This is a genomic window from Salinisphaera sp. SWV1 (assembly GCF_052044155.1).
Classification (GTDB): domain Bacteria; phylum Pseudomonadota; class Gammaproteobacteria; order Nevskiales; family Salinisphaeraceae; genus Salinisphaera.
Genome location: NZ_JBQDYE010000003.1, coordinates 57,363 through 77,460, shown reverse-complemented (window position 1 = coordinate 77,460; position 20,098 = coordinate 57,363). Strand labels below are relative to the sequence as shown.

Genomic DNA, 20,098 nt, shown 5'->3' with positions numbered 1-20,098 from the left:
CCCCAGGACAGGACACTGGCGATGATCGATTTTCAGGGTTACGGCTGGCGCCTGCTCGGCGGCGCGGCGCTCACCGCTGAGCTGGCGCTGCTTTCGCTGGTACTGGCGCTGGTGATCGGGCTGGTGGTGGCCAGCGTGAAACTCTCTCGCTCGCGTGTCCTGCGCGGTCTGGCGTTGCTTTACACCACGGTCATTCGCGGCGTGCCCGATCTGGTGATGATGATGCTGCTGTTCTATGGCGGCCAGATCGGCGTGAATGTGGCGATGGACCAGATCAACGCCTGGCTCGGTACCGACATCTTCGTCAACGTGAACGCCTTCGTGGCCGGCGTGATCACATTGGGCGTGATCTACGGCGCGTACATGTCGGAAACATTCCGCGGTGCTTTCCTCGCGGTCGACGCCGGTCAGATGGAGGCCGCGCGGGCGTACGGCATGAGCGGCTGGCTGGCGTTCCGGCGCGTGCGCTTTCCGTTGATGATGCGCCACGCCCTGCCGGGCATCAACAACAACTGGATGGTGTTGCTCAAGGCCACTGCACTGGTTTCGATCATCGGCCTGTCGGATATGGTGCGCATCGCCGACCAGGCGACCAAGGCCACGCACGAGCCGTTTCTGTTCATGGTACCGGTGGGGATGGGCTACCTGGCCATCACCAGTGTCTCCGAGCTGTTCGTCGGCTGGCTGCGCCGGCGTTACGACGCCGGCTTCAATACGTCCAGGAAGGGGGTGTGATGGAACAGTGGCTCGCGCATGTCGCCCCGTTTTTGTCGCACAACGACATCTTCACCCCGGCGACGTTCGCACAGTACTGGCAAGGCCTGGTCAGCACGGTGCAACTGGTCTTTATTTCGCTGCTCGTCGGCATCGTGCTGGCGGTGCCGTTGTCGATCGGCCGGGCCTCGAACCGGATCTGGATATCCGGGCCGATCTGGGTCTACACCTATGTGTTTCGTGGCACGCCGCTGCTGATCCAGCTCTACATCGCGTATTACGGTTTTGCCTTCATACCCGGTGTGCAGCAGAGCTGGTTCGCGTTCTTCATCGACAACCCGTTGTACCCGGCGTTGTTATCGTTTGCGCTCAATACCGGCGCGTACACCACGGAAATCTTTTACGGCGCGATCCGGGCCACGCCACGCGGCGAGATCGAAGCCGCTCGCGCTTACGGCATGTCGACGTTCACCTGCTACCGGCGGATCGTGCTGCCGTCGGCGTTCCGGCGCGCGCTACCGGCCTATGGCAACGAGGTAATCTTCATGCTGCATGCCAGCTCGATCGCCTCGGCGGTGACCATCACCGATCTGACCGGCGCGGCCTACTATGTCTATGCCCGTTTCTACTCGCCGTTCCCGGCCTTCATATTCGTGGCCTGTGTCTACATGGTTTTGAGCTTCGCCATCCAGGGCGGATTCCGGCTGGCCGAGAAGCGCCTGCTGCGGCATCTCAAGCCGGCCTGAGGGAGGAAAGCCATCGACATAGCACGTTTTGTGCATGTTCACGGTGCGACATCCGTGGTTCAATCCACGCGTCGTGTCGGCGGCGCTCGTCGCTTCCGGCCGCACCCATTCACGAGGACCGAATCGATCATGAAAAAACTGCTTACCGTATCCGTGCTGGCCGCGAGCGTGGCACTGGGCGCCGGTATCGCCACGACCGCGAGTGCCGCGGGCGACAACGTGCGCATCGCCACCAATGTGCCCTACAAGCCGATGGAATACACCAAGCCGGACGGTACGCTCACCGGCTTCGACATCGACCTGGGCAATGCCCTGTGCAAGCAGGCCGGTCTGCACTGCAGCTGGGTGCAGCAGGACTGGAACGGCATCATTCCGGGCCTGATGGCGCGCAAGTACGACGCCATCATGTCGTCGATGACCATCAACGACGCACGCAAGAAGCACGTGCTGTTCTCGACGCCCTACATCGTGGTGCCGTCCGCGTTCTTTGTGCCGACCGGTAGCTCGCTGCACAAGATCGACGCCGCGACGCTCAAGGGCAAGAAGATCGGCGTGCAGCGTGGCACGGTCCAGGACAACTACGTCACCGACAAATACGGCAATATCGCCATCATCAAGCGTTATCAGAACGCCGACGACGTCGCCGTCGACATGTCCGCCGGCCGCCTCGATGCCGCGTTCTTCGACCAGATCACCGGGCAGAGCACGCTGATCGATCCGCATCCGGATAAATATCGCCAGGCCGGGGCTGACCTGACCGGCCCGAAGAAATACTTCGGCGACGGTTTCGGTATCGCGTTCCGCAAGAACGAGCAGGGCCTGGCCAAGAAGTTCGACAAGGCGCTCAAGGCCGTCAGGGACAACGGCACCTACGCCAGGATCTACAAGAAGTACTTCCACAAGGCGCCGCCCGCCAAGGACGAATAACGCGAGCGCGTCCAGCTGGCTCAGACAGCGCGCCGGGATAACCCGGCGCGCTTTTTTGTGTCGGATCGGGAAGACGAGTTCGCAAATGAACGCAAGAAACGCAAATTAAACAAGATTGCGCAATGCCGGGCGTGGCGCGCTCTGCGTCAGTCGGCCGGCGGCCCAAAAGCACCGGAATCTGCCCGCGTACGACACGCCGCTCCATTTGCGTTATTCGCGTCCATTTGCGGACTGCTTTTGTCGGGTTCGCGGCGGGCGACCAAGCCCGCTCAGGCCGGCCTGTTTTGCGGTGCAAGGCCCATCAGCATATCCAGCGCCGCGCGCTTCGAGTCTGCCTCGATCCGGGCATACAGCGCGAACGGGTCGATGATGGGTTGGCCCAGGGCCGCCTCGAGTTCCTGCTGGCTGGCGGCGGCCGTGCCTTCGCCGGCCTCGTCGCTGCCGAGGTTGGACTGGAAGATGCCCGCCGCGCTCACCGGCAGGAAATCCTCGTAGACGATCGGGTGGGCCACGACATGCCCCGAGGCCAGGAGGGCTTCGATGGCGCTGTCATCGTCGGCGGGTGCACTGGCATCAATCAGCGATTCGCCGGCAGCTTGGTAACGGAAGTAAGCCAGCTCGCGCCGACGCAACGTATCGAGATCGTCCGGAAACTCCTCGAATATGCCGTGCAGCGCGGCCTGGTAGTCGTCATTGGCGTCGCGCTTGTAGGTTTGGGCGGCGGTCAGCAGCCGATCGTACAACGCACGCCCGTCGGGCGTGAGCGCCACGCCACGTTGCTCGATTTCGCCGAAGCGCGCGGTATGTCGGCCTTCGGTGTCGCCCGCGAAGCGGATCGACTCCTCCAGCGCCTTGCAACTGGTCTGGCGCAGCAGGATGGGCACGTCGCGCCGGGGCGGGCCTTCGATGACGGCCTTCGGCGTGATGCCGTATTCCGGCATGGCCGCCTGCGCGGCGTCGATATCCAGCGTACGCGGTGTCAGATGATTGATATGCGGGCCGCGGAAACAGACCACGTCGGCGATGAGCTTGTGTTCCGATGCCAGCGCCTCGTAGGTCGCGTAATCGACCGTGGCGTCTTCGTGCCAACGAAAGGTCTCAATCGCCTCGGCGACGAATGTGTCGGCTTCGGCCTCGGTGAGCCCGCCTTCGGCTTCGAAGCGCTGGATCAGTTCGCGTACGCGCGGCGTGAAGATATCGCGCACGGCGAGAATATCGGCGGCGCGTTGGCGTAGATTGTCATCCTCGATCAGATCGAGCCGCAGCAACGACGTGAACAGCCGGAACGGATTGATCGCCAGGGTCTCGGTCTCGATCGGCCGGAACGCCGTCGAATGCACCGGCACCCCGGCCGCCGCCAGGTCGTAGTAGCCGACCGGCGCCATACCCATCACCGCGAACAGGCGGCTCAGCATGCCAAGTTCTTCGGCCGTGCCGACACGAATCGCGCCGTGGCGCTCGACCGACAGCCGATCCAGATCGTTGGCCGCGGCCATCTGCCGGGCCAGGGCAGGATTATCCGCCAGCGTGCGCTCGTTGATATCGGCCACGAGCTTCAGTAGCGTGCCGTACTGCGGTACCTCGTTCTGGTACATGGTCGACATCGCCGAAGCGAAACGGTCTCGGATCGAGGCCGCGGATACGAACGAATGAGCGGGCATGGAGCACTCCGGGTAAGCCATTGCGCGCCTGGCGCAAAGAGCCAGATCGTGCGCCTAGTCTGACATTGCCGCGGGGTGAGGCACAGCGCGACCGGCGGTGTTGCTCGTCCTGGCCGGGACACTCACGTACCGGCGGCTCGCGCCTTGCCAGGCGCGATTCGAGGCGACAATGAGACGTCTGGGCGGCACTTCAAATTCTGCGCCCAGTTTTGGATCAGTCGCGCCGCCCGCCGAGAAAATCGGTCAGACAACGCCCGAGTGACGTCGTGGCGGCGAGCCGGGCGACATAGGCGCCGAGCGCGCCGCGCTCGCCGGCCTGGGTGGCGGCGGCGCGCGTGACCGCCGCCAATGTTGCGATCGAGGCGATGAGCAGCACGGCCACCTGAATCCAGATCGAATCGGTCGGCAGTGTCATCCACAGCGCAAAGAGCGTGGCCAGCCAGCAGGTCAGAAACAGCGGCCGGGGAACGACATCGGCGGCAATGAGCAGATAGCCGGCCCAGCGCGGCAGCCGCTGGCTGCCGCGCGGGGTTCGGGGATCGTTCGGATCGCGGTCGGACATAAGCCGGTTTCAGCGTTATAAGGGTGAGGTCGTGTGTCCGGTTCAGAGCGTATCGACCGCCACGGCCAGGGTCGGCGCGAGCGGCAAACGCGGCAGCAGCGTGGCCTGATACGCATGATACAGATCGGCCTTGAGATGACCATCGTCGCGATCGAGGCCGAGTTCGCCGTCCAGTTCCTGCAGCCAACTGCCGCGATCGTCGTCGATATACACATCGCGGATGAAATCCCAGAGCCGTCGGTACCAGATCTCGAAACGGGCCTCACCGGTGCGCGCGCCCAGCGCGGCAGCAGCAGCGGCGGCCTCGGCGTGGGTCCAGTGACGCCGCCGGCGTGAACAGGCGGCCCCGTCCCAGTCGACGGTATAGACCATGCCCGGATTGCCGTCGGCCTCCCAGCCCTCGGCCATGGCCTTGTCGAAGAGGTGCGCGGCGTCGTGGGCCAGCCAGTCGGGCGCCTCGGCGCCGAGGCCGGCTTCCAGATGCAGCAACAGGCGCGCCCATTCACAGCCGTGGCCCGGGGTGGCGCCGAACGGCTTGAAATCATCGTCCGGCTTGTCGGCGTTGAAATCCGCCAGGATGCGCCAGTTCGCATCGAAATGCTCGATCACGCTCCAGCCGTTGGCGGCGGCCACGTTGTGGATCAGGCGTGTGACGATGGCCAGGGCCCGCTCGCGCCAGCTGTTGTCATCCAGCACATCGGCCAGTTCCAGGCACATCTCGGTCGCGTGCATGTTGGCATTGGCGCCGCGATAGTCCGCGAGCCCGGTCCAGTCGCGCGCATAAGCTTCCACGTAAGCTTGTTCGTCGGCCGACCAGAAGCGCGATTCCAGCACGGCGAGCACATCGTCGAGCAGGGCGCGGGCGCCCTCGATGCCCGCGCGCGTCGCGCTGGCCGCACCGAGGGCCACGAAGACATGGATATAGCACTGCTTGGAATCGTCGAAGCCGGGCGTCGGTTCGGCGGCGAACCAGCCGCCGTGGGCGTCGTCGCGCAGCAGTTCAGCGAGGGCGACCACGCCGTGATGCGCGAGCGTGGACGCACCGGGCACCCCCTGGAGCGTGGCCAGGGCATAGCAATGCGTCATGCGGGCCGTGATCAATGTGTCGGCCGTATCGGAGGCCAGTTCGCGATTGACGTCGAGCGGCCCGAAGCCGCCGCCGGCCCGGCAGGACGCGCGATAGAACTCCAGCAGGTCCAGGCCTTCGGCCGCCAGCCAGTGGCGGTGGGTGGCGCGCTGACTCCAGCGTGTGATCTCGGCCATGAGCGTACTCCTGCGTTGGTATCGTTTGCTGCGCAGTATGGCCGGCCGGTCCGCCGTTGACGACCATGCCGACGATTCGCAGGAATCGTCTGGCGGCTGATGAACGACGGATCCGGGCTCGCCAGAAACACGAACATCGGGCCGAGCCGGCCTGGCTGGGCCGCGCGACCTATCAGCTTGTACGGGCTCGAGCCCTCCAGCCACTCGGGCTCATGGGGGCCGTGGGGAGCAAACCCATCGCGCCATTGTTCAGCCGGTAGGTCGTCTTCGATCTGATGGCATCGTCACCCGGGCGTCAGCAATGCTCGGCGAGCTTGCCATGGGTATCCAGCCAGTCGGTGCGAAGCTGGGGAATCGAATTGATCAGCACCCGGGTATACGGCTGCCGGGGATCGTCGATGACTTGCTGGCAGGGCCCTTGTTCGACCGGATGACCTTGATGGAGCACGAGAATATCGTCACAGACCCGGCGTACCGTCGAGATGTCGTGGCTGATGAACAGGTACGACAGGCCGAGTTTGCGGCGCAGTTCGATCAGCAGATCGAGAATCGCTTCACCGACGACGGTGTCCAGCGCTGAAGTGACTTCGTCGCAGATCACCAGCGACGGTTCGGCGGCTAGCGCCCGCGCCAGATTCACACGCTGTTTCTGACCCCCGGAAAGGGCGCCGGGACGGCTGTCGAGCACGCGCGCCGGTAGTTTGACCAGGTCCAGCAATTCGCGCACGCGGGTCTCGCGTTGTGCCCGCGAGTAATGGAAGTGGCGCTTGAGTGGTCGGGTGAGGATGCGGCGCACGCTATGTGCGGCATTGAGCGCGTTGTCCGCACTCTGGAAAACGATCTGTACGCCTTGAAATTGCGATTCGCTGCGCTCGGCGAGGTTCGGCGGCAGCTCGCGCGTATTGAAGGTCACGCCGCCCTGATAGGCCGGCACCAGGCCGGCGATCGACTGTGCGAGGGTGGATTTTCCCGAGCCTGATTCGCCGATTACACCCAGCGCCTGCCCCTGGTCGATACGAAAATTGATATCCAGGAGCACGGGGTGCTTCGGAGTGCCGCTGGCATCCGCGTGGCCGTAGCCGACGTGCAGATGATCAACCCGCAGCAGTTCCTGCTGCGATGCGCGGTGCAATGGATTAGTGGCATCCGGTGGCTGCGCTGCGCTCAGCAGGTGTCGGGTGTAGTCGTCGGCTGGGTGTTCGAGAATGGAATGGATGTCGTTGAGTTCTCGCTGCCGCCCATCGTTGAGCACCAGAACATGGTCGGCCACCTGAGCCACCACCGCCAGATCGTGCGAGACATAGACCGCGGTCGCGCCGCGCTCGCGTACCACCCGCTTGAAGGTCTGCAGTACTTCGATCTGAGTGGTCACATCCAGCGCGGTCGTGGGCTCATCGAGAATGATCAGCGCCGGGTCGCTGATCAAAGCCATCGCGGCCATGACCCGTTGCAGCTGGCCGCCGGACACCTCGTGCGGATAGCGCTCGCCGATATGCTCGGGATCGGGCAGCGCCAATTCCTGGAACAGCGCGCGTGCCTTGACACGCGCCTTCCGGCGAGACATCAGTCCGTGAATGACCACGCCTTCGATGACCTGCGACATCAACGTCTTGGAAGGGTTGAATGATGCCGCGGCGCTCTGGGCGATATAGGCGATACGGTCGCCGCGCAGACGCCGCAGCGTGCGTGGCGACTGTTCCAGGATCGATACGCCGCCGAGTTCGATGCGGCCGGCGACGATCCGGCAGCCGCATCGGGCATGACCCATCAGCGCCAGGGCGATCGTGCTCTTGCCCGAGCCGGTTTCGCCAATCAGAGCGAGTACTTCGCCGGGCGCTAGCGCAAAACCGATATCATCCACGATCGTGATCTCGTCGGCGGCCGGCTCGGGCCGGGCGACCACGCGCAGGCCGGAAACGGTCAGCGGCTGGCCCAGGGCGGGCGTCTGTGCGGCATCATCCATTGCGGCGACTCGAAATGCTGTCGATGAGCAGGTTGGCGCCAACCGTGAGCATCCCGATCGCCACCGCAGGGGCGATCACCGCCAGCGCCCCCTGATTGAGGCCGCTGATGTTCTCGCGCACCATCGAACCGAGATCGGCCATCGGCGGTTGTACGCCGAGTCCGAGGAAGCTCATCGCACTGAGCAGCAAGACGATGAATACGAATCGCATGCCCATGTCGGTCAGCACGGGCCCGAAGATATTGGGTAACAGCTCGACTATGGCGATATAGGCGCGGCGTTCACCTCGACAACGGGCAACGGCCACGTATTCCATCTGCGCGTGATTCAGGGCCAGACTGCGAGCGATGCGATAAGCGCCCGGCGCGTAGCTGGCCACGGCCGCCACGATGAGCAGTGGGATCGATGAGCCGAAGACTGCGACGACCAGCAGCGCCATCATCTTGCTGGGAATCGAAATCAGCGCGTCCATCAACTGACTGACGCCCAGATCGACAAACCGCGGGGACAGGGCCACGATCATTCCGAAGGCGGCGCCGATCGCACTGGACAGCACGGCTGCGGCCAGCGCCATGCCGACGGTGTAGCGTGTCGCGATCAGAATGCGGCTCAATACGTCGCGCCCGAGATGATCCGTCCCCAGGGGAAACTGGCTGCTGGGCCCGGCGAACACTTGGCCGGAGACCATGTCGCCCATGCCGTGCGGGGCCAGCCAGGTGCCGAAGATCGCGATGAATATCCAGCTGCCGAATAGCACCAGGCCGATCCACAGCGTGGCCGGGGCCTGGGCCAGGCGTGCCCGGCGGCTGGGCGGAGCCGGCGCGCTCGGCTGGATTTCCGATGCGCTCATTTCGACCTCAACTTGGGGTTGGACAGGATCGCGGCCAACTCGGCCAGCAGGATCAGCAACAGGTAAAAGGCGCAGAACAGCATCGCGCAGGCCTGAACCAACGGCAGATCCTGGTTCGATACCGCATCGACCATCAGACTGGCCACGCCGGGATAGTTGAAGATCGTCTCCACGATCACGATGCCGCCAATCAGATACGACAGGCTGAGCGCGACCGCGTTGGCGATGGGCCCCACGGCATTGGGCAGGGCATGCACCAGCACACAACGTACCGGCCCAACGCCCTTGAGCCGCGCCATTTCCATGTACGGGCTGTCCAGTTCGTTGATCAGTGCGATGCGCGTCATGCGTGCCATTTGGGCGACCAGCACTGCACACAGTGTGGCCACCGGCATCGCATAGACTTCGAAGAAATCGGCCACGCTGTGAATGGTCGAGGTATACGACAACGCCGGAAGCCAGCCGAGTTCGACCGCGAACAACAGAATCAACAGGATCGCGACCAGAAAATCGGGCACCGCCACCATGGCCAGTGTCACCACATTGAGTGCGGTGTCGGCGAATCGGCCGCGATACATCGCCGACAGAATGCCGCTGGCTAGTGCGATCGGCACCGATACGGCCGTGGTGACCGCTGCTAACAGTAACGATGCCGGCAAGCGCTGGGCGATGAGTGTGGCCACCGGCATATCGTTGGCCGCCGACGTACCCAGATGGCCGGTCAGAAGCCCGCCCAGCCAGTGTAGATAGCGCAGCGGCGCCGGCTGATCGAGACCGAGCTTGGTGCGCAGAGCGGCGACCTGATCCGGGGTTGCGAACTGGCCGAGGATCAGCTTCGCCGTATCGCCGGGTAACAGCGACGTGATCGCGAAGATGATCAACGAGACCAGCAGCAGGGTCACCAGGGCCGAAACCAGCTGGCGAACGATCAGTCGCAATACCGGACTATGCATGGCATACCCGATGCCAGTGCTCGGGCGCGATCGATCTCATCCTTTCCACCAGACGTATTCGGCAAAGCGATGGCCCAGCATCGCGCCGAGGGGGATCTTGTGATCCATGCCGCCGAGTTGGCTGCTATAGCCGGTCAGGTCGGTGATGAACAGCGGAATGCCGATGCCGCTGGACTGGTGGATCATGCGCTGCATGTCGGCATACATCTGCTGGCGCTTGGTCTTGTCCGTCTCCTGGCGGGCCGCGGTCACGAGCTGATCGAACTTCGGATCGTGCCAGTGCGATTCATTCCACGGCGCGCTCGAGGTAAAGAATTGGCTGAACAGGATATTGGCCGTCGGACGCGGATTGATGTTGCCGAACGTAATCGGCTGCTTGGCCCAGTAATTCGACCAATAGCCTTCGGCGGGCGCGCGTTTGATCTGCATTTTGAGCCCGGCTCGGTCCGCCGCCTGTTGCAGAAATGTCGCCATCTCGACCGAGCCGTTGGCTGCCTGCGAAGCGACGACCTGCAACTTGGCGCCCGTCACACCGGCCTTCTTGAACAACGATCGCGCGCGATCCGGATCGTATGTGCGCTGCGGTAGGCCGTCGAAATAGTACGGGTTGGTCGGGGGCAGGGGTTGATCGTTGGCGATATCGGCATAGCCGCTGTAAATGATCTGCTTCATGCGGTCGCGATCGAGCAGGTACTTCATGCCCTCGACGAACGCCGGGCGCTTGCCGGGCTCCATGTCCAGACGCATGATCAGATCGCTGTAATTGCCCGAGTTGACGGCCGAAAGCCGGGTGTTCGACGCGTTCTTGATGCGCTCGGCGGCATGGGGATCGACATCGTTGATCATCTGGACGCCGTTCGACATCAGGGCATTGATGCGCGATGACTTGTCGCCGATGCCGACGGTCTCGATCGTATCCAGATAGGGTTTCCCGGGTTTCCAATAATCGGCATAGCGGTGCGCCACCGAACGTACGCCCGGCTTGAACTCGGCGCATGTAAAAGGGCCGGTGCCGATGCCCTGGGAAAAATCCGTGGTGCCGTGGGGCACGATCAGCATGTGGGAGATCGCGGTGATCGCCGGAAAATCCACGTTCGGGGTGGTCAACGTGACCGTGACCTCGTGATCGCCGTAGGCGGCCACCTTGTCGATCTGGTCGGCCAGCGGCTTGATCTTCGAGCCGGTGGCGGGATCCTTGTGCCGCATGATCGAAAACACGACATCGTCCGGTGCCAGCGCCTTGCCGTTATGGAACGTCACGCCGCGCCGCAGCTTGAAGACCCAGGTCTTGCCCCGGTCCGGCGTGTGGAACGATTCGGCCAGCGCCGGCTGGGGCTGCAGATGCGAGTCGTATTCGGTCAGACCGCTGTAGAACATGAAGTCGCGACAATAGTCGATCGCGGTGGCGCCCTTGGCCGGGTCCAGCGTGTCCTTGGTGGAGCTGGATGAAAGCGCCACCCGGATATGCCCGCCGTATTTGGGCTGGTTGGACGCCGCGCGCGCCTTGGGCCCGAGTACCAGACTCGCGCCGCCGGCGGCGAAAAAGCCGGCCGCGGCCAGGGTCTTGAGCGCTTCACGGCGGCTGGTGGCGCGGGTCAGCCGGTCGTAGAGCTGTTGTTCCGAAACCGGATTCTGGTCGTCGTCATTCATACTCTTGCCCTCTTGGAAATCTGCGCCTGAGGTCTCGTTCGATCATGGCGCGTTATTGGAATCGATCCTTGAGCCGGTACCAGGCCCCCACCGCCGGCAAAAACCATGGTGTTCCGAAATGGCCGGGGATCGCCGGCCAAGCGAGCTCGCGAAACGGATTGCGATCCGCGCGCCCGGCAACACGGTCGGCGAGTACGCCGCCCATATAAACCGCCATCTGTACGCCATGGCCGCTATAGCCCATGGCGTAATGGATGCCGTCGTGCCGGCCGGCGCGCGGTAGACGGTCACGCGTCATGTCCACCAGTCCGCCCCAGCAGTAATCGATACCGACCGCCTCAAGCTCGGGGAACGTCGTCCGTATGCCATGCTTGAGAATAGCGCCGGCTTTCTCGTCGGCGCGACCGCCGGACATCGAAAAACGGGCCCGGCCGCCAAACAGCAGTCGATCGTCGGGCGTGGCCCGGAAGTAATGGCCGATCAGACGGCTGGTCACGTAGTTGCGACGTTTCTTGAGTAGCCGGTCGAGCGTTTCCCGCCCCAGCACCTCGGTGACCACGATGAAACTGCCGACCGGTACAATACGGCGCCGATACCAGCCGAGCGGGCCGTGGCGCGATGCCCCGGTGGCCATGATGACCTGATCCGCGCTGGCGTTGCCGCGCGGCGTGGCGAGCCGATGCCGGGTCCCGTTTTTGTCGATTCCGGTCAGCGGCGTGTGTTCGTGGATCGTCGCGCCACGGCGGGCCGCAGCCTCGGCCAGACCGATACCGAAGCGGCCGACATGGAGTTGGGCGGCGTCTGGCATGAGCAGTCCGCCATGAAAGGTGTCGCTGCCGATCTCGTCGCGGATTCCGCTGGCGTCGAACAGGGTAGTGTGCGCTCCGAACGCATCGTTCATGAGCGTATGCGCCGCGGCCAGGCTCCGGAAATGCGCTGGCTTGGCGGCAAGCTTGAGCTTGCCGCAGCGCCGGAAGTCGCAGTCGATGGCCTCATCCGAGACCAGATGTTCCACATCGGTTACGGCCGCGGTGTAGGCGTCATGCAGACAGCGTGCCGCGGTCGTACCGAAGCGCTCGACCAGGCCGGCGTAATCGGTGGCCAAACCCGTATTGCATTGCCCGCCGTTGCGCCCGGAGGCTTCGCCGGCCACGCGGCCGGCTTCCAGCATCAGGACACTGGCGCCGTCGCGCGCGGCCCGGATCGCTGCAGACAGCCCGGTCAGCCCGGCGCCGATCACGGCGACATCGTAATGTCCTTCGACGTCGCCGGCGGCGGCACTCCGGAACGCCGGGGCAGTGTCCAGCCAGTAGGGCGTGAAGTTCATCGCGGATTAGAGCCCGACCAGCCCGGGCAGGCCGCGAATATCGGCAATCTCGGTCGCGCCATAGCCGGGCGTGTAGGGCTCGTGGCCGCGGTTGACGAATGCCTTGTCGCGAATGCCGATCAGCGCGGCGCTGAACTGATCGTAGCGAAAGCTCGACGACACATGCAGCAGATCCTCCGGCGCGCAGCCGAGCGTGTCGATCATCGCTTCGAACGCCGCCAGGCGGGGCTTGTAGACGCCGAAACGCTCGGCGGTGAATACATGCGCGAACGGCACGCCGAGTTTCTCGACATTGGACATGATCTGGGATTCGGCCGCGTTGGAATAGATCACCAGCGGAATCTTGCCGGCGATACGCGATAACCCCTCGGTGACATCCGGATGCGGACCCCAGCTCGGCACGGCGTCGTAGAATTTCATGCCTTCGGCATCGTCGTAGGCCAGGCCCCAGCGGTGGCATGTGCGCTCGAGCGCGCGCCGGACCACCTGATCATAGGGCCGGTACGGGCCAAGCACCTCGTCGAAGCGATACGCACCGAAATCGGTACAGAAGCGCGCCATGCGCTCGGGCTCGGGGATGCGATCGGCGAACAGTTCTTTCGCCAGTCCGGTCATCTGGAAATTGGTCAGCGTCCCGTAGCAATCGAAGGTGATGTATTGGGGGCGCATGATGTCGCTCATAAATCCGATCCTTTAGCCGGTCTGATATCGATAACGGCAAGCCTGAGTCGCCGATGCGCTTTGTAGGCGTCGTTGTCAATCTTAGGCAGGGTGTGGCGATATGTGGCGCTCATATCGTGCGGTCGCGCAGCATTTTCTGCCGCAGGAACAGGCCGTGCAGCGCGATCTTTCGAATTGCATTTTTCCGGTTGTTTCGCGTGGCGATTGCCCCGGCGCAGTGCGACTATCGGGCCAGTTCGCACGCTCTTGGATCATGGTCAGGGAGAAAAGGATGAGCGCTTCAGACACGGCCTCGCATTCCCGTCACGTCGACAATCGTTATGTCTGGCGCGATCTTGGCGTCGCCGATCTGGATGATGCCTGCCGGCTGTCCGCCGCGCTCGGGTGGCCGCATCGACGCGAGGACTGGGCCCAGCTGCTCGACGTCGGCCAGGGTATCGCGCTGGTGCACGACGGTCGGCTGATTGGCACCGGCCTATGTATCGCACAGGGTGCGCTGGCGACTATCGCGCTGATTGTGATCGACGAGGCCTATCGCGGCCTTGGTCTGGGCAGGCAGATGATGAGCCGGGTGATGGCCCTGGCCGGCGATCTGCCCACCATGCTCGTGGCCACGAACGCGGGCGCGCCGATGTACGAAAAGTTCGGTTTCGTGAGCCGTAATCCGGTGGCCCAGTATCAAGGTGTAGCAGCTGCCGCCAGTACGTCGCGTGACCCCAGCGTTGCGGATATGACCATGGCTGATCGTGACGCGATCGAACGGCTTGCCGATGCTGGTAGCGGCCGCGGTCCGGTGCTCGCAACGACCCTGGTCTCGGCTGAGGCGGTCAAGGTTTATCGCGATGACCAGGGTGGGGTAGCCGGTTTTGCCGCGCGCCGCCCATTCGGCAAGGGCGAAGTGATCGGGCCGGTGGTCGCGCATACCCGGGCCCAGGCGGCTGCATTGGTCGATGCGTTGCTGGCGCAGGCGAACGGTCGATTCGTGCGTATGGATATTCTGGCTGACGGGTTGGCGCCCGAATGGCTGGCCGAACGCGGCCTCGACTGCGTGGCGCGGATTATTCAGATGAGCCGCGGTGAGTTGCCGATCCCGGACCCCGGAGCCCCCGATACGCCGCGCCAGTTCGCGCTGACCACCCAGGCGTTTGGTTAGTCGTGAGTCCAACCCTTGCGGCCCGCATCGAGGCGCTCACGCCGCAGCTGACGGCGTGGCGTCGGGATTTTCATCGGCATCCCGAGCCGGGCTGGTGCGAATTTCGCACCGCGGCGACCGTGGCGGCGATTCTTGATGGCCTGGGTTGGACGGTGGCCGCGGGCGCCGAGGTCGTGGATGCGCCAGCCCGGATGGGCCTGCCGGATGACGCCACGCTCTCGGCGGCGTTCGAGCGCGCGCGCCAATCCGGTGTCAGCCCGAAATGGCTGGATCGTTTGGCTGGCGGGCTGACCGGCGTGGTGGCAACGCTCGATAGCGGGCGGCCGGGGCCGACGCTGGCGATTCGGGTCGATCTCGACGCGTTGCCGATCGCAGAGTCGCAAGCCGCCTCTCATTGCCCGGCCGCCGAAGGTTTTGCCTCCTGCCATGCCGGCTGGATGCATGCCTGCGGCCACGATGGCCATACCGCGATCGGCCTGGGTGTGGCCACGCTGCTGGCCGAGCGGCGCGATCAGCTGGTCGGCCGGGTCAAGCTGATCTTCCAGCCGGCCGAAGAGGGGGTGCGCGGTGCCGCCGCGCTGGCCGAGGCCGGCGTCGTCGACGATGTGGATCGGTTCGTGGCCGTGCATCTGGGCCTGGGCTGCTCCGGCGGCACGGTGCTGTGTGGCTGCGACGGTTTCCTGGCGACGAGCAAACTCGACATCCGTTTTGACGGTCGTTCGGCACATGCTGGCGGCCAGCCGGAGATCGGGCGTAACGCGTTGCTCGCCGCCGCGTTCGCGGTCACCGGCCTGCACTCGATCGCGCCACACAGTGCGGGTGCATCGCGACTCAATGTGGGGCGTTTAAGGGCCGGTACGGCGCGTAATGCGATCGCCGACCGGGCCGAGCTGGAGATCGAGACCCGCGGTGCGACCACCGCCATTGACGACTACATGCGCGAACGCGCCGCGCAGATCATCCACGGTGCGGCGCTCGCCCAGGGGGTGACGGCCGATGTGGTGTGTGTGGGCCGAGCTGTCGAGTGCGCCTCTAGCCCGGATTGGGTGGCTCGGATTGCATCGACAATCGCCGGTTTGCCGGGTATCGAGCAGGTGGTGGCGCACGACCGGAGCCCGCGGGGCTCGGAGGACGCCACCACGCTCATGGCGCGCGTGCAGGCCCGCGGGGGATGGGCCACCTATATGATCGTCGGTTCCGATCTGCCGGCCGGCCATCATCAGCCGGCTTTCGACATCAACGAATCGTGCCTGCCAGTGGCCGTGCGGGCCCTGGCCGAAGTCGCGCTGGCGCCGGGTCCGTGAGCTCGTCTGGTGCCGACGCAGGGTCACGAGGCCAGCAGGGCCTTGATCGGCACCTGGTCTTTAATGATGGGCGACTTGATGACGATGTAGCTGTCGAAGCGGTCGATACCGACGGCGGCGCAGTCGAGCAGGGTCTCCATGGTCTGCTGGAAATGCCCGATGTTGCGGGCGACGAAGCGCAGCAGATAATCGTAGCCGCCGCTGACCATGTGGCATTCGAGCAGGCCGTCGATGGTCTCCAGATGCCGTTCGAAAGCGCGATGATGTTCGCATCGGTGTTCGGCCAGGGTGACCTCGGCGAACACGGTCACGCTGTCGGCGATCTTGGTCAGGTCGATCCGGGCCTGATACGAGGTGATGTATTTCGCCGCCTGCAAACGTTTGACGCGCTGCAGACAGGGGCTGGGCGACAAATGCACGGCCTGCGACAGATCCACGTTCGACATGCGCCCGTTGGCCTGCAACGTGGCCAGGATATCGATATCGATGCGGTCGAGTTTGACGGCGGCGTCCATTGCGGTCCTCCCGTGGGGTATCGGTGCGACACACCGACCAGCGTCGGGTCGTCAGGCGACGATCTGCGCTTCCTTGTCGTTCAATTTAATGAATCATGCCTTGAAACAGCGTGTCAATTCCCCGCGCGGGGCAACTGACACCTTGCTCCATGCAATCGCCGTACCATATGATTTTTAAGCGTTGCCAGAGCTTCGATTGAATTGGATGCGGTGGTCATCGTCTATTCACAATTAGTAATATATTGAATAAACCCGTGAGCTCGTTTGACCGCTCTCTTTTGTTTTCGTCTCACCTCTGGGTGCTGAAGCCATGACCGATACCGTCCGCGATTTCGATCCCGATGCCGTTGTACTGCCCGCCGGGCACTATGTTGGCGGCGTCGCGCGATGCCTCGACCACCGCTCGATCGAGGTGACCCGGCCGAGCGACGGCCGGACGTATGGCGCGGTGCCGGAAGCCGGCGAGGCCGGCGTTGATGCGGCCGTGGCCGACGCCGTGCGTGCCGCGCGCGAATCCGGTTGGGCGCGCCGCGCGCCGCGCGAGCGGGCCAGGGTCATGCGCCGTTGGGCGGATTTGATCGATACCGACCGGCGGCTGACCGAGATCGAGTGTGTCGGCTCCACGCGCCCGGTCGGTCAGGCGCAGGTCCAGGACATTCCCTTCACGGCGGAAGCGATCCGGTTCTTTGCCGAATACGCGGACAAGGCCGGCGGCGAGTTGATGGCCACCCGGGCCGATAGCCTGGGCTTCGTGGCTGCCGAGCCGTTCGGCGTGATCGGCGCGATCACGCCCTGGAATTTCCCGCTGTCGATGGCCTCCTGGAAATGCGGGCCGGCGCTCGCCGCCGGCAACGCCATGGTCATGAAACCCTCCGAGCTGACGCCATTTTCTACCGTGCGTATGGCCGAGCTGGCGGTGGAAGCCGGCATTCCGGCGGGAATATTCAATGTCGTGCAGGGTTCGGGGGCGACCACCGGGGCGGCGCTGGTCCGGCATCCGGATATCGGCAAGGTCAGTTTCACTGGATCGAGCGCTACCGGGCGGCGCATCATGGCCGAGGCCGGCGCCGCCGGTGTGAAGCCGGTCACGCTGGAACTCGGCGGCAAGAGCCCGCAACTGGTGTTCGCCGAGGTGCCGGATTTCGAGCACGTCGCCCAGTGCGTGGTCCGGGGGTTCACCGCCAACGGCGGGCAGGCCTGTATCTCGGGCACCCGTTTGATCGTGCATGAGCACCTGGCGCAACCGCTGGTCGAGCGCATCGTCGAGCTCGTCTCGGCGCTGGAACCGGGCCCGACCTGGTCGGCGGCGACCCGTTATTGTCCGATCATCGGCGCGACCCAGGCCGACAAGATCGAAACGCTTGTCGCCCAGGCCAGAGCCGACGGCGCCGAGGTGGTGACCGGTGGTGAATTCTTTGCCGGCGGTCCGGGCGGGTGTTTCTATCGGCCGACCGTGCTCACCCGGGTGAGCGACGATATGGCGGTGGTCGAGCAAGAAGTTTTCGGCCCGGTGCTCACGGTGCAGACGTTTCGCGACGAGGCCGAGGGGATCGCGCTGGCCGATCATCCGCACTATGGTCTGGCCGCCGGCGTACATACCCGCGACGTGGGTCAGGCCATGCGCGCCATGCGCGGCATTCAGGCCGGTACGGTCTGGATCAACCGCTACGGGCGCAGCCGCGATCTCGCGATTCCCACCGGCGGCTTCAAGGGCTCGGGCATCGGCAAGGATCTCGGCCGGCAGGCGTTCGAGGCCTGTCAGCGGTACAAGAGTGTGTTGATGGATTTCGAGGCATGACAGATGTCTGCGACCCAAGCGGGACCCCGAGGATGAAAACCACCATGAGCGATACCGACCAGCCCGGCCACGTCAGCGAGAAGGCACCGGCCGAGGTCAGCGTTGGCCGGCGGCTGCGGCGCATGCGCAAGAATCAGGGGCTGACCGTGGCCGCACTCGGCGAGCAGGCCGCGGTTTCGGCGGGCATGATCAGCCAGATCGAGCGTGGCCTGTCGAACCCCTCGATCGGCACGCTGGAACGGCTGCGGGTGGTGCTGGGTATTCCGCTGACCGCCTTTTTCGAAGATCGCGACGACGGCGCGCCCGCCACGCCGGTCGCGGACCTCGTGCGCCGGGCCGATCAACGGCCGTTCTTCCAGGTCGGCGGCAACGGCATGAGCAAGGAATTGCTCTCGCCGAGCGGCGATCACGACCTACAGTTCATGATCATCTGCGTGCCGCCGCACACCCGCTCGCACGACGTCATGATCGGCCCGGGCGAAAAAGCAGGCCTGGTACTCGAAGGCCGGCTGACGCTGACCGTCGATGAGCGCGCGACGGTGTTGGAAGCCGGTGACAGTTTTCAGTTCGACAGCCGCAAGGCACACAGCGTGGCCAACGAGTCCGACGAATCGGTGCGCCTGCTCTGGATCATGCATACCAAGCCGCAGCGGGCCCAGTTTTGAACGGCGTCCACGCCCAGGAGAGTTAAGTCATGCCCATCCAGGTAGACCCCGTGCCCGACAGTCCCGAGCTGCCCGAGGCGGTCGATTTTGCCGTCATCGGCGGCGGCATCATCGGTGTGTGCAGCGCCTATGAACTGGCACGCAAGGGGCATACGGTCGCCTTGTTCGAAAAAGGCGTGGTCGCCGGCGAGCAATCCGGGCGCAACTGGGGCTGGTGCCGACAGCAGAACCGCCATATGTTCGAACTGCCCATGGCGATGCACGCCCTGTGCCGCTGGGGGGAATTGGCCAAGGAAATCGGCGAGGACACCGGATTCCGTCGTGAGGGCATCGTCTACACAACGACCAAGGAACAAGACATCGAGAAATGGCGCGCCTGGGAAAAGGAAGCGCGCCAGCTCGGCTTTGTCAGCCATATTCTTGATGCCGACGAAGCCAAGGCGCGTTCGCCGGGGACCACGACCGACTGGGTCGGCGGCCTGTATTCGCCCGACGACGGCCGCGCCGAGCCGTCCATGGCGGCGCCGGCCATTGCACGCGGATTGCTCAAGCTCGGGGGCAGTGTGCACCAGAACTGTGCGGTGCGTGGTCTGGACATCGAGGGCGGCCGCGTCCGGGGGGTCTACACCGAGCGTGGCCGGGTCCGGGCGAAGACTGTCATCGGCGCCGGCGGCGCCTGGAGCGCACGGCTGTGCCGGCGCCACGGCATCGGTCTGCCGGTGGCCAACGTGGTGGGCACGGCATTTCGGACTTCCGCCGCGGCCGAGGTCACACCGGGCTGCCTGACTACGCCGACCGTGGCGATGCGACGACGTCTGGATGGCGGCTATACGCTGGCCGTGCCCGGCCGGGGGCGGATCGATCTTGCCCCGCTGGGCCTGCGTTATGCGAGCAAGTTCTATGCGGCCTATCAGCGCAAACTGAAGAAAAAACTCACCTATCGCCTCGGGAAGCCGTTTTTCAGCGGCCCGGAAGCGCTCGGCTCATGGTCGCTTGAGGGGGTATCGCCGTTCGAGAAAGAACGCATTCTGGACCCGAAACCCGATGCCGGCCTGGCCCGCGATACCCTGGCGGCCTGCCAGAAAGAATACCCCGAACTGGCGGATATGAAGATGTCGGCGCTGTGGGCCGGGGCGATCGATACCACGCCGGATCTGATCCCGGTCATCTCGCCGGTCGACGCCCTGCCGGGCTTCATCATCGCCTCGGGCTTTTCCGGGCACGGGTTCGGTATCGGGCCGGGCGCCGGGCGTCTGATCGCCGATATGGCCGCCGGCGACGAGCCGTTGCTGGAGGCCTCACCCTACCGGCTCGATCGATTCTACGACGGCACGAAGCTCAAGCAGCCCGAGCTGATGTGACGCCT

At 64.6% G+C, this 20,098-nt stretch carries 18 protein-coding genes; 8 read left to right on the top strand and 10 right to left on the bottom strand.

Annotation, left to right across the window (positions count from 1 at the left end; translation table 11 throughout):
* The first annotated feature begins 21 nt into the window (after window positions 1–21).
* The 3 genes from ACS8YF_RS02385 to ACS8YF_RS02375 all read left to right on the top strand — a co-directional run bounded on the left by ACS8YF_RS02385 (window position 22) and on the right by ACS8YF_RS02375 (window position 2,387).
* Window positions 22–735, top strand: a complete 714-nt coding sequence (locus ACS8YF_RS02385; protein WP_440848616.1) for an ABC transporter permease — start codon at window positions 22–24, stop codon at window positions 733–735.
* On the top strand, window positions 735–1,460 hold the full coding sequence (locus ACS8YF_RS02380; protein WP_440848615.1) for an ABC transporter permease: 726 nt from the start codon (window positions 735–737) through the stop codon (window positions 1,458–1,460). The genes ACS8YF_RS02385 and ACS8YF_RS02380 overlap by 1 nt, the downstream gene beginning before the upstream one ends.
* A gap of 129 nt (window positions 1,461–1,589) precedes the next feature.
* Entirely contained in the window at window positions 1,590–2,387 is a 798-nt protein-coding gene (locus ACS8YF_RS02375; protein ID WP_440848614.1) for a transporter substrate-binding domain-containing protein, read from the top strand.
* A gap of 269 nt (window positions 2,388–2,656) precedes the next feature.
* Here the strand turns inward: ACS8YF_RS02375 and hglS are convergent, their stop codons facing one another.
* The 9 genes from hglS to ACS8YF_RS02330 all read right to left on the bottom strand — a co-directional run bounded on the left by hglS (window position 2,657) and on the right by ACS8YF_RS02330 (window position 13,297).
* Window positions 2,657–4,048 (bottom strand): 2-oxoadipate dioxygenase/decarboxylase HglS, encoded by a 1,392-nt coding sequence (gene hglS / locus ACS8YF_RS02370; RefSeq protein ID WP_440848613.1) that lies wholly within the window; start codon window positions 4,046–4,048, stop codon window positions 2,657–2,659.
* A 214-nt stretch (window positions 4,049–4,262) separates the two neighbouring features.
* Window positions 4,263–4,610 (bottom strand): hypothetical protein, encoded by a 348-nt coding sequence (locus ACS8YF_RS02365; RefSeq protein WP_440848612.1) that lies wholly within the window; start codon window positions 4,608–4,610, stop codon window positions 4,263–4,265.
* 42 nt (window positions 4,611–4,652) lie between these two features.
* Complete coding sequence (locus ACS8YF_RS02360) at window positions 4,653–5,873, bottom strand: AGE family epimerase/isomerase (protein WP_440848611.1); 1,221 nt, start codon at window positions 5,871–5,873, stop codon at window positions 4,653–4,655.
* Between the two features lie 295 nt (window positions 5,874–6,168).
* The gene (locus tag ACS8YF_RS02355) at window positions 6,169–7,836 is read right to left on the bottom strand and encodes an ABC transporter ATP-binding protein (protein WP_440848610.1); all 1,668 of its coding nucleotides are present in this window, start codon (window positions 7,834–7,836) and stop codon (window positions 6,169–6,171) included.
* Window positions 7,829–8,686 (bottom strand): ABC transporter permease, encoded by an 858-nt coding sequence (locus tag ACS8YF_RS02350; RefSeq protein WP_109992696.1) that lies wholly within the window; start codon window positions 8,684–8,686, stop codon window positions 7,829–7,831. Before ACS8YF_RS02350 ends, ACS8YF_RS02355 begins: the two co-directional genes overlap by 8 nt.
* The gene (locus ACS8YF_RS02345; protein ID WP_109992695.1) at window positions 8,683–9,639 is read right to left on the bottom strand and encodes an ABC transporter permease; all 957 of its coding nucleotides are present in this window, start codon (window positions 9,637–9,639) and stop codon (window positions 8,683–8,685) included. Before ACS8YF_RS02345 ends, ACS8YF_RS02350 begins: the two co-directional genes overlap by 4 nt.
* Before the next feature lie 36 nt (window positions 9,640–9,675).
* Complete coding sequence (locus ACS8YF_RS02340) at window positions 9,676–11,289, bottom strand: ABC transporter substrate-binding protein (protein ID WP_440848609.1); 1,614 nt, start codon at window positions 11,287–11,289, stop codon at window positions 9,676–9,678.
* Window positions 11,290–11,341: 52 nt separating this feature from the next.
* Window positions 11,342–12,616 (bottom strand): NAD(P)/FAD-dependent oxidoreductase, encoded by a 1,275-nt coding sequence (locus tag ACS8YF_RS02335; protein ID WP_440848608.1) that lies wholly within the window; start codon window positions 12,614–12,616, stop codon window positions 11,342–11,344.
* A gap of 6 nt (window positions 12,617–12,622) precedes the next feature.
* Window positions 12,623–13,297: a haloacid dehalogenase type II gene (locus ACS8YF_RS02330; RefSeq protein ID WP_109992692.1), complete on the bottom strand. Its 675-nt coding sequence runs from the start codon at window positions 13,295–13,297 to the stop codon at window positions 12,623–12,625.
* Window positions 13,298–13,568: 271 nt separating this feature from the next.
* Between ACS8YF_RS02330 and ACS8YF_RS02325 the strand changes: the two genes are divergently transcribed.
* Window positions 13,569–14,450 carry a GNAT family N-acetyltransferase gene (locus tag ACS8YF_RS02325; protein ID WP_158590616.1) on the top strand — a complete coding sequence of 294 codons (882 nt, stop codon included), beginning with the start codon at window positions 13,569–13,571 and terminating at the stop codon, window positions 14,448–14,450.
* 2 nt (window positions 14,451–14,452) lie between these two features.
* Entirely contained in the window at window positions 14,453–15,754 is a 1,302-nt protein-coding gene (locus tag ACS8YF_RS02320) for an amidohydrolase (protein WP_440848607.1), read from the top strand.
* A 23-nt stretch (window positions 15,755–15,777) separates the two neighbouring features.
* On the opposite strand, the gene ACS8YF_RS02315 is transcribed toward ACS8YF_RS02320, so the two are convergent.
* Window positions 15,778–16,269, bottom strand: coding sequence for an Lrp/AsnC family transcriptional regulator (locus ACS8YF_RS02315; RefSeq protein WP_109992689.1), 492 nt, complete (start codon window positions 16,267–16,269; stop codon window positions 15,778–15,780).
* Between the two features lie 310 nt (window positions 16,270–16,579).
* Here ACS8YF_RS02315 and ACS8YF_RS02310 point away from each other — a divergent pair, with 310 nt between their 5' ends.
* The 3 genes from ACS8YF_RS02310 to ACS8YF_RS02300 are packed head-to-tail and all read left to right on the top strand — an operon-like array spanning window position 16,580 to window position 20,093.
* Window positions 16,580–18,067 (top strand): aldehyde dehydrogenase family protein, encoded by a 1,488-nt coding sequence (locus ACS8YF_RS02310; protein WP_440848606.1) that lies wholly within the window; start codon window positions 16,580–16,582, stop codon window positions 18,065–18,067.
* 44 nt (window positions 18,068–18,111) lie between these two features.
* Entirely contained in the window at window positions 18,112–18,732 is a 621-nt protein-coding gene (locus ACS8YF_RS02305; protein WP_440848605.1) for a cupin domain-containing protein, read from the top strand.
* Window positions 18,733–18,761: 29 nt separating this feature from the next.
* Window positions 18,762–20,093, top strand: a complete 1,332-nt coding sequence (locus ACS8YF_RS02300) for an NAD(P)/FAD-dependent oxidoreductase (protein WP_440848604.1) — start codon at window positions 18,762–18,764, stop codon at window positions 20,091–20,093.
* Window positions 20,094–20,098 lie beyond the last annotated feature (5 nt).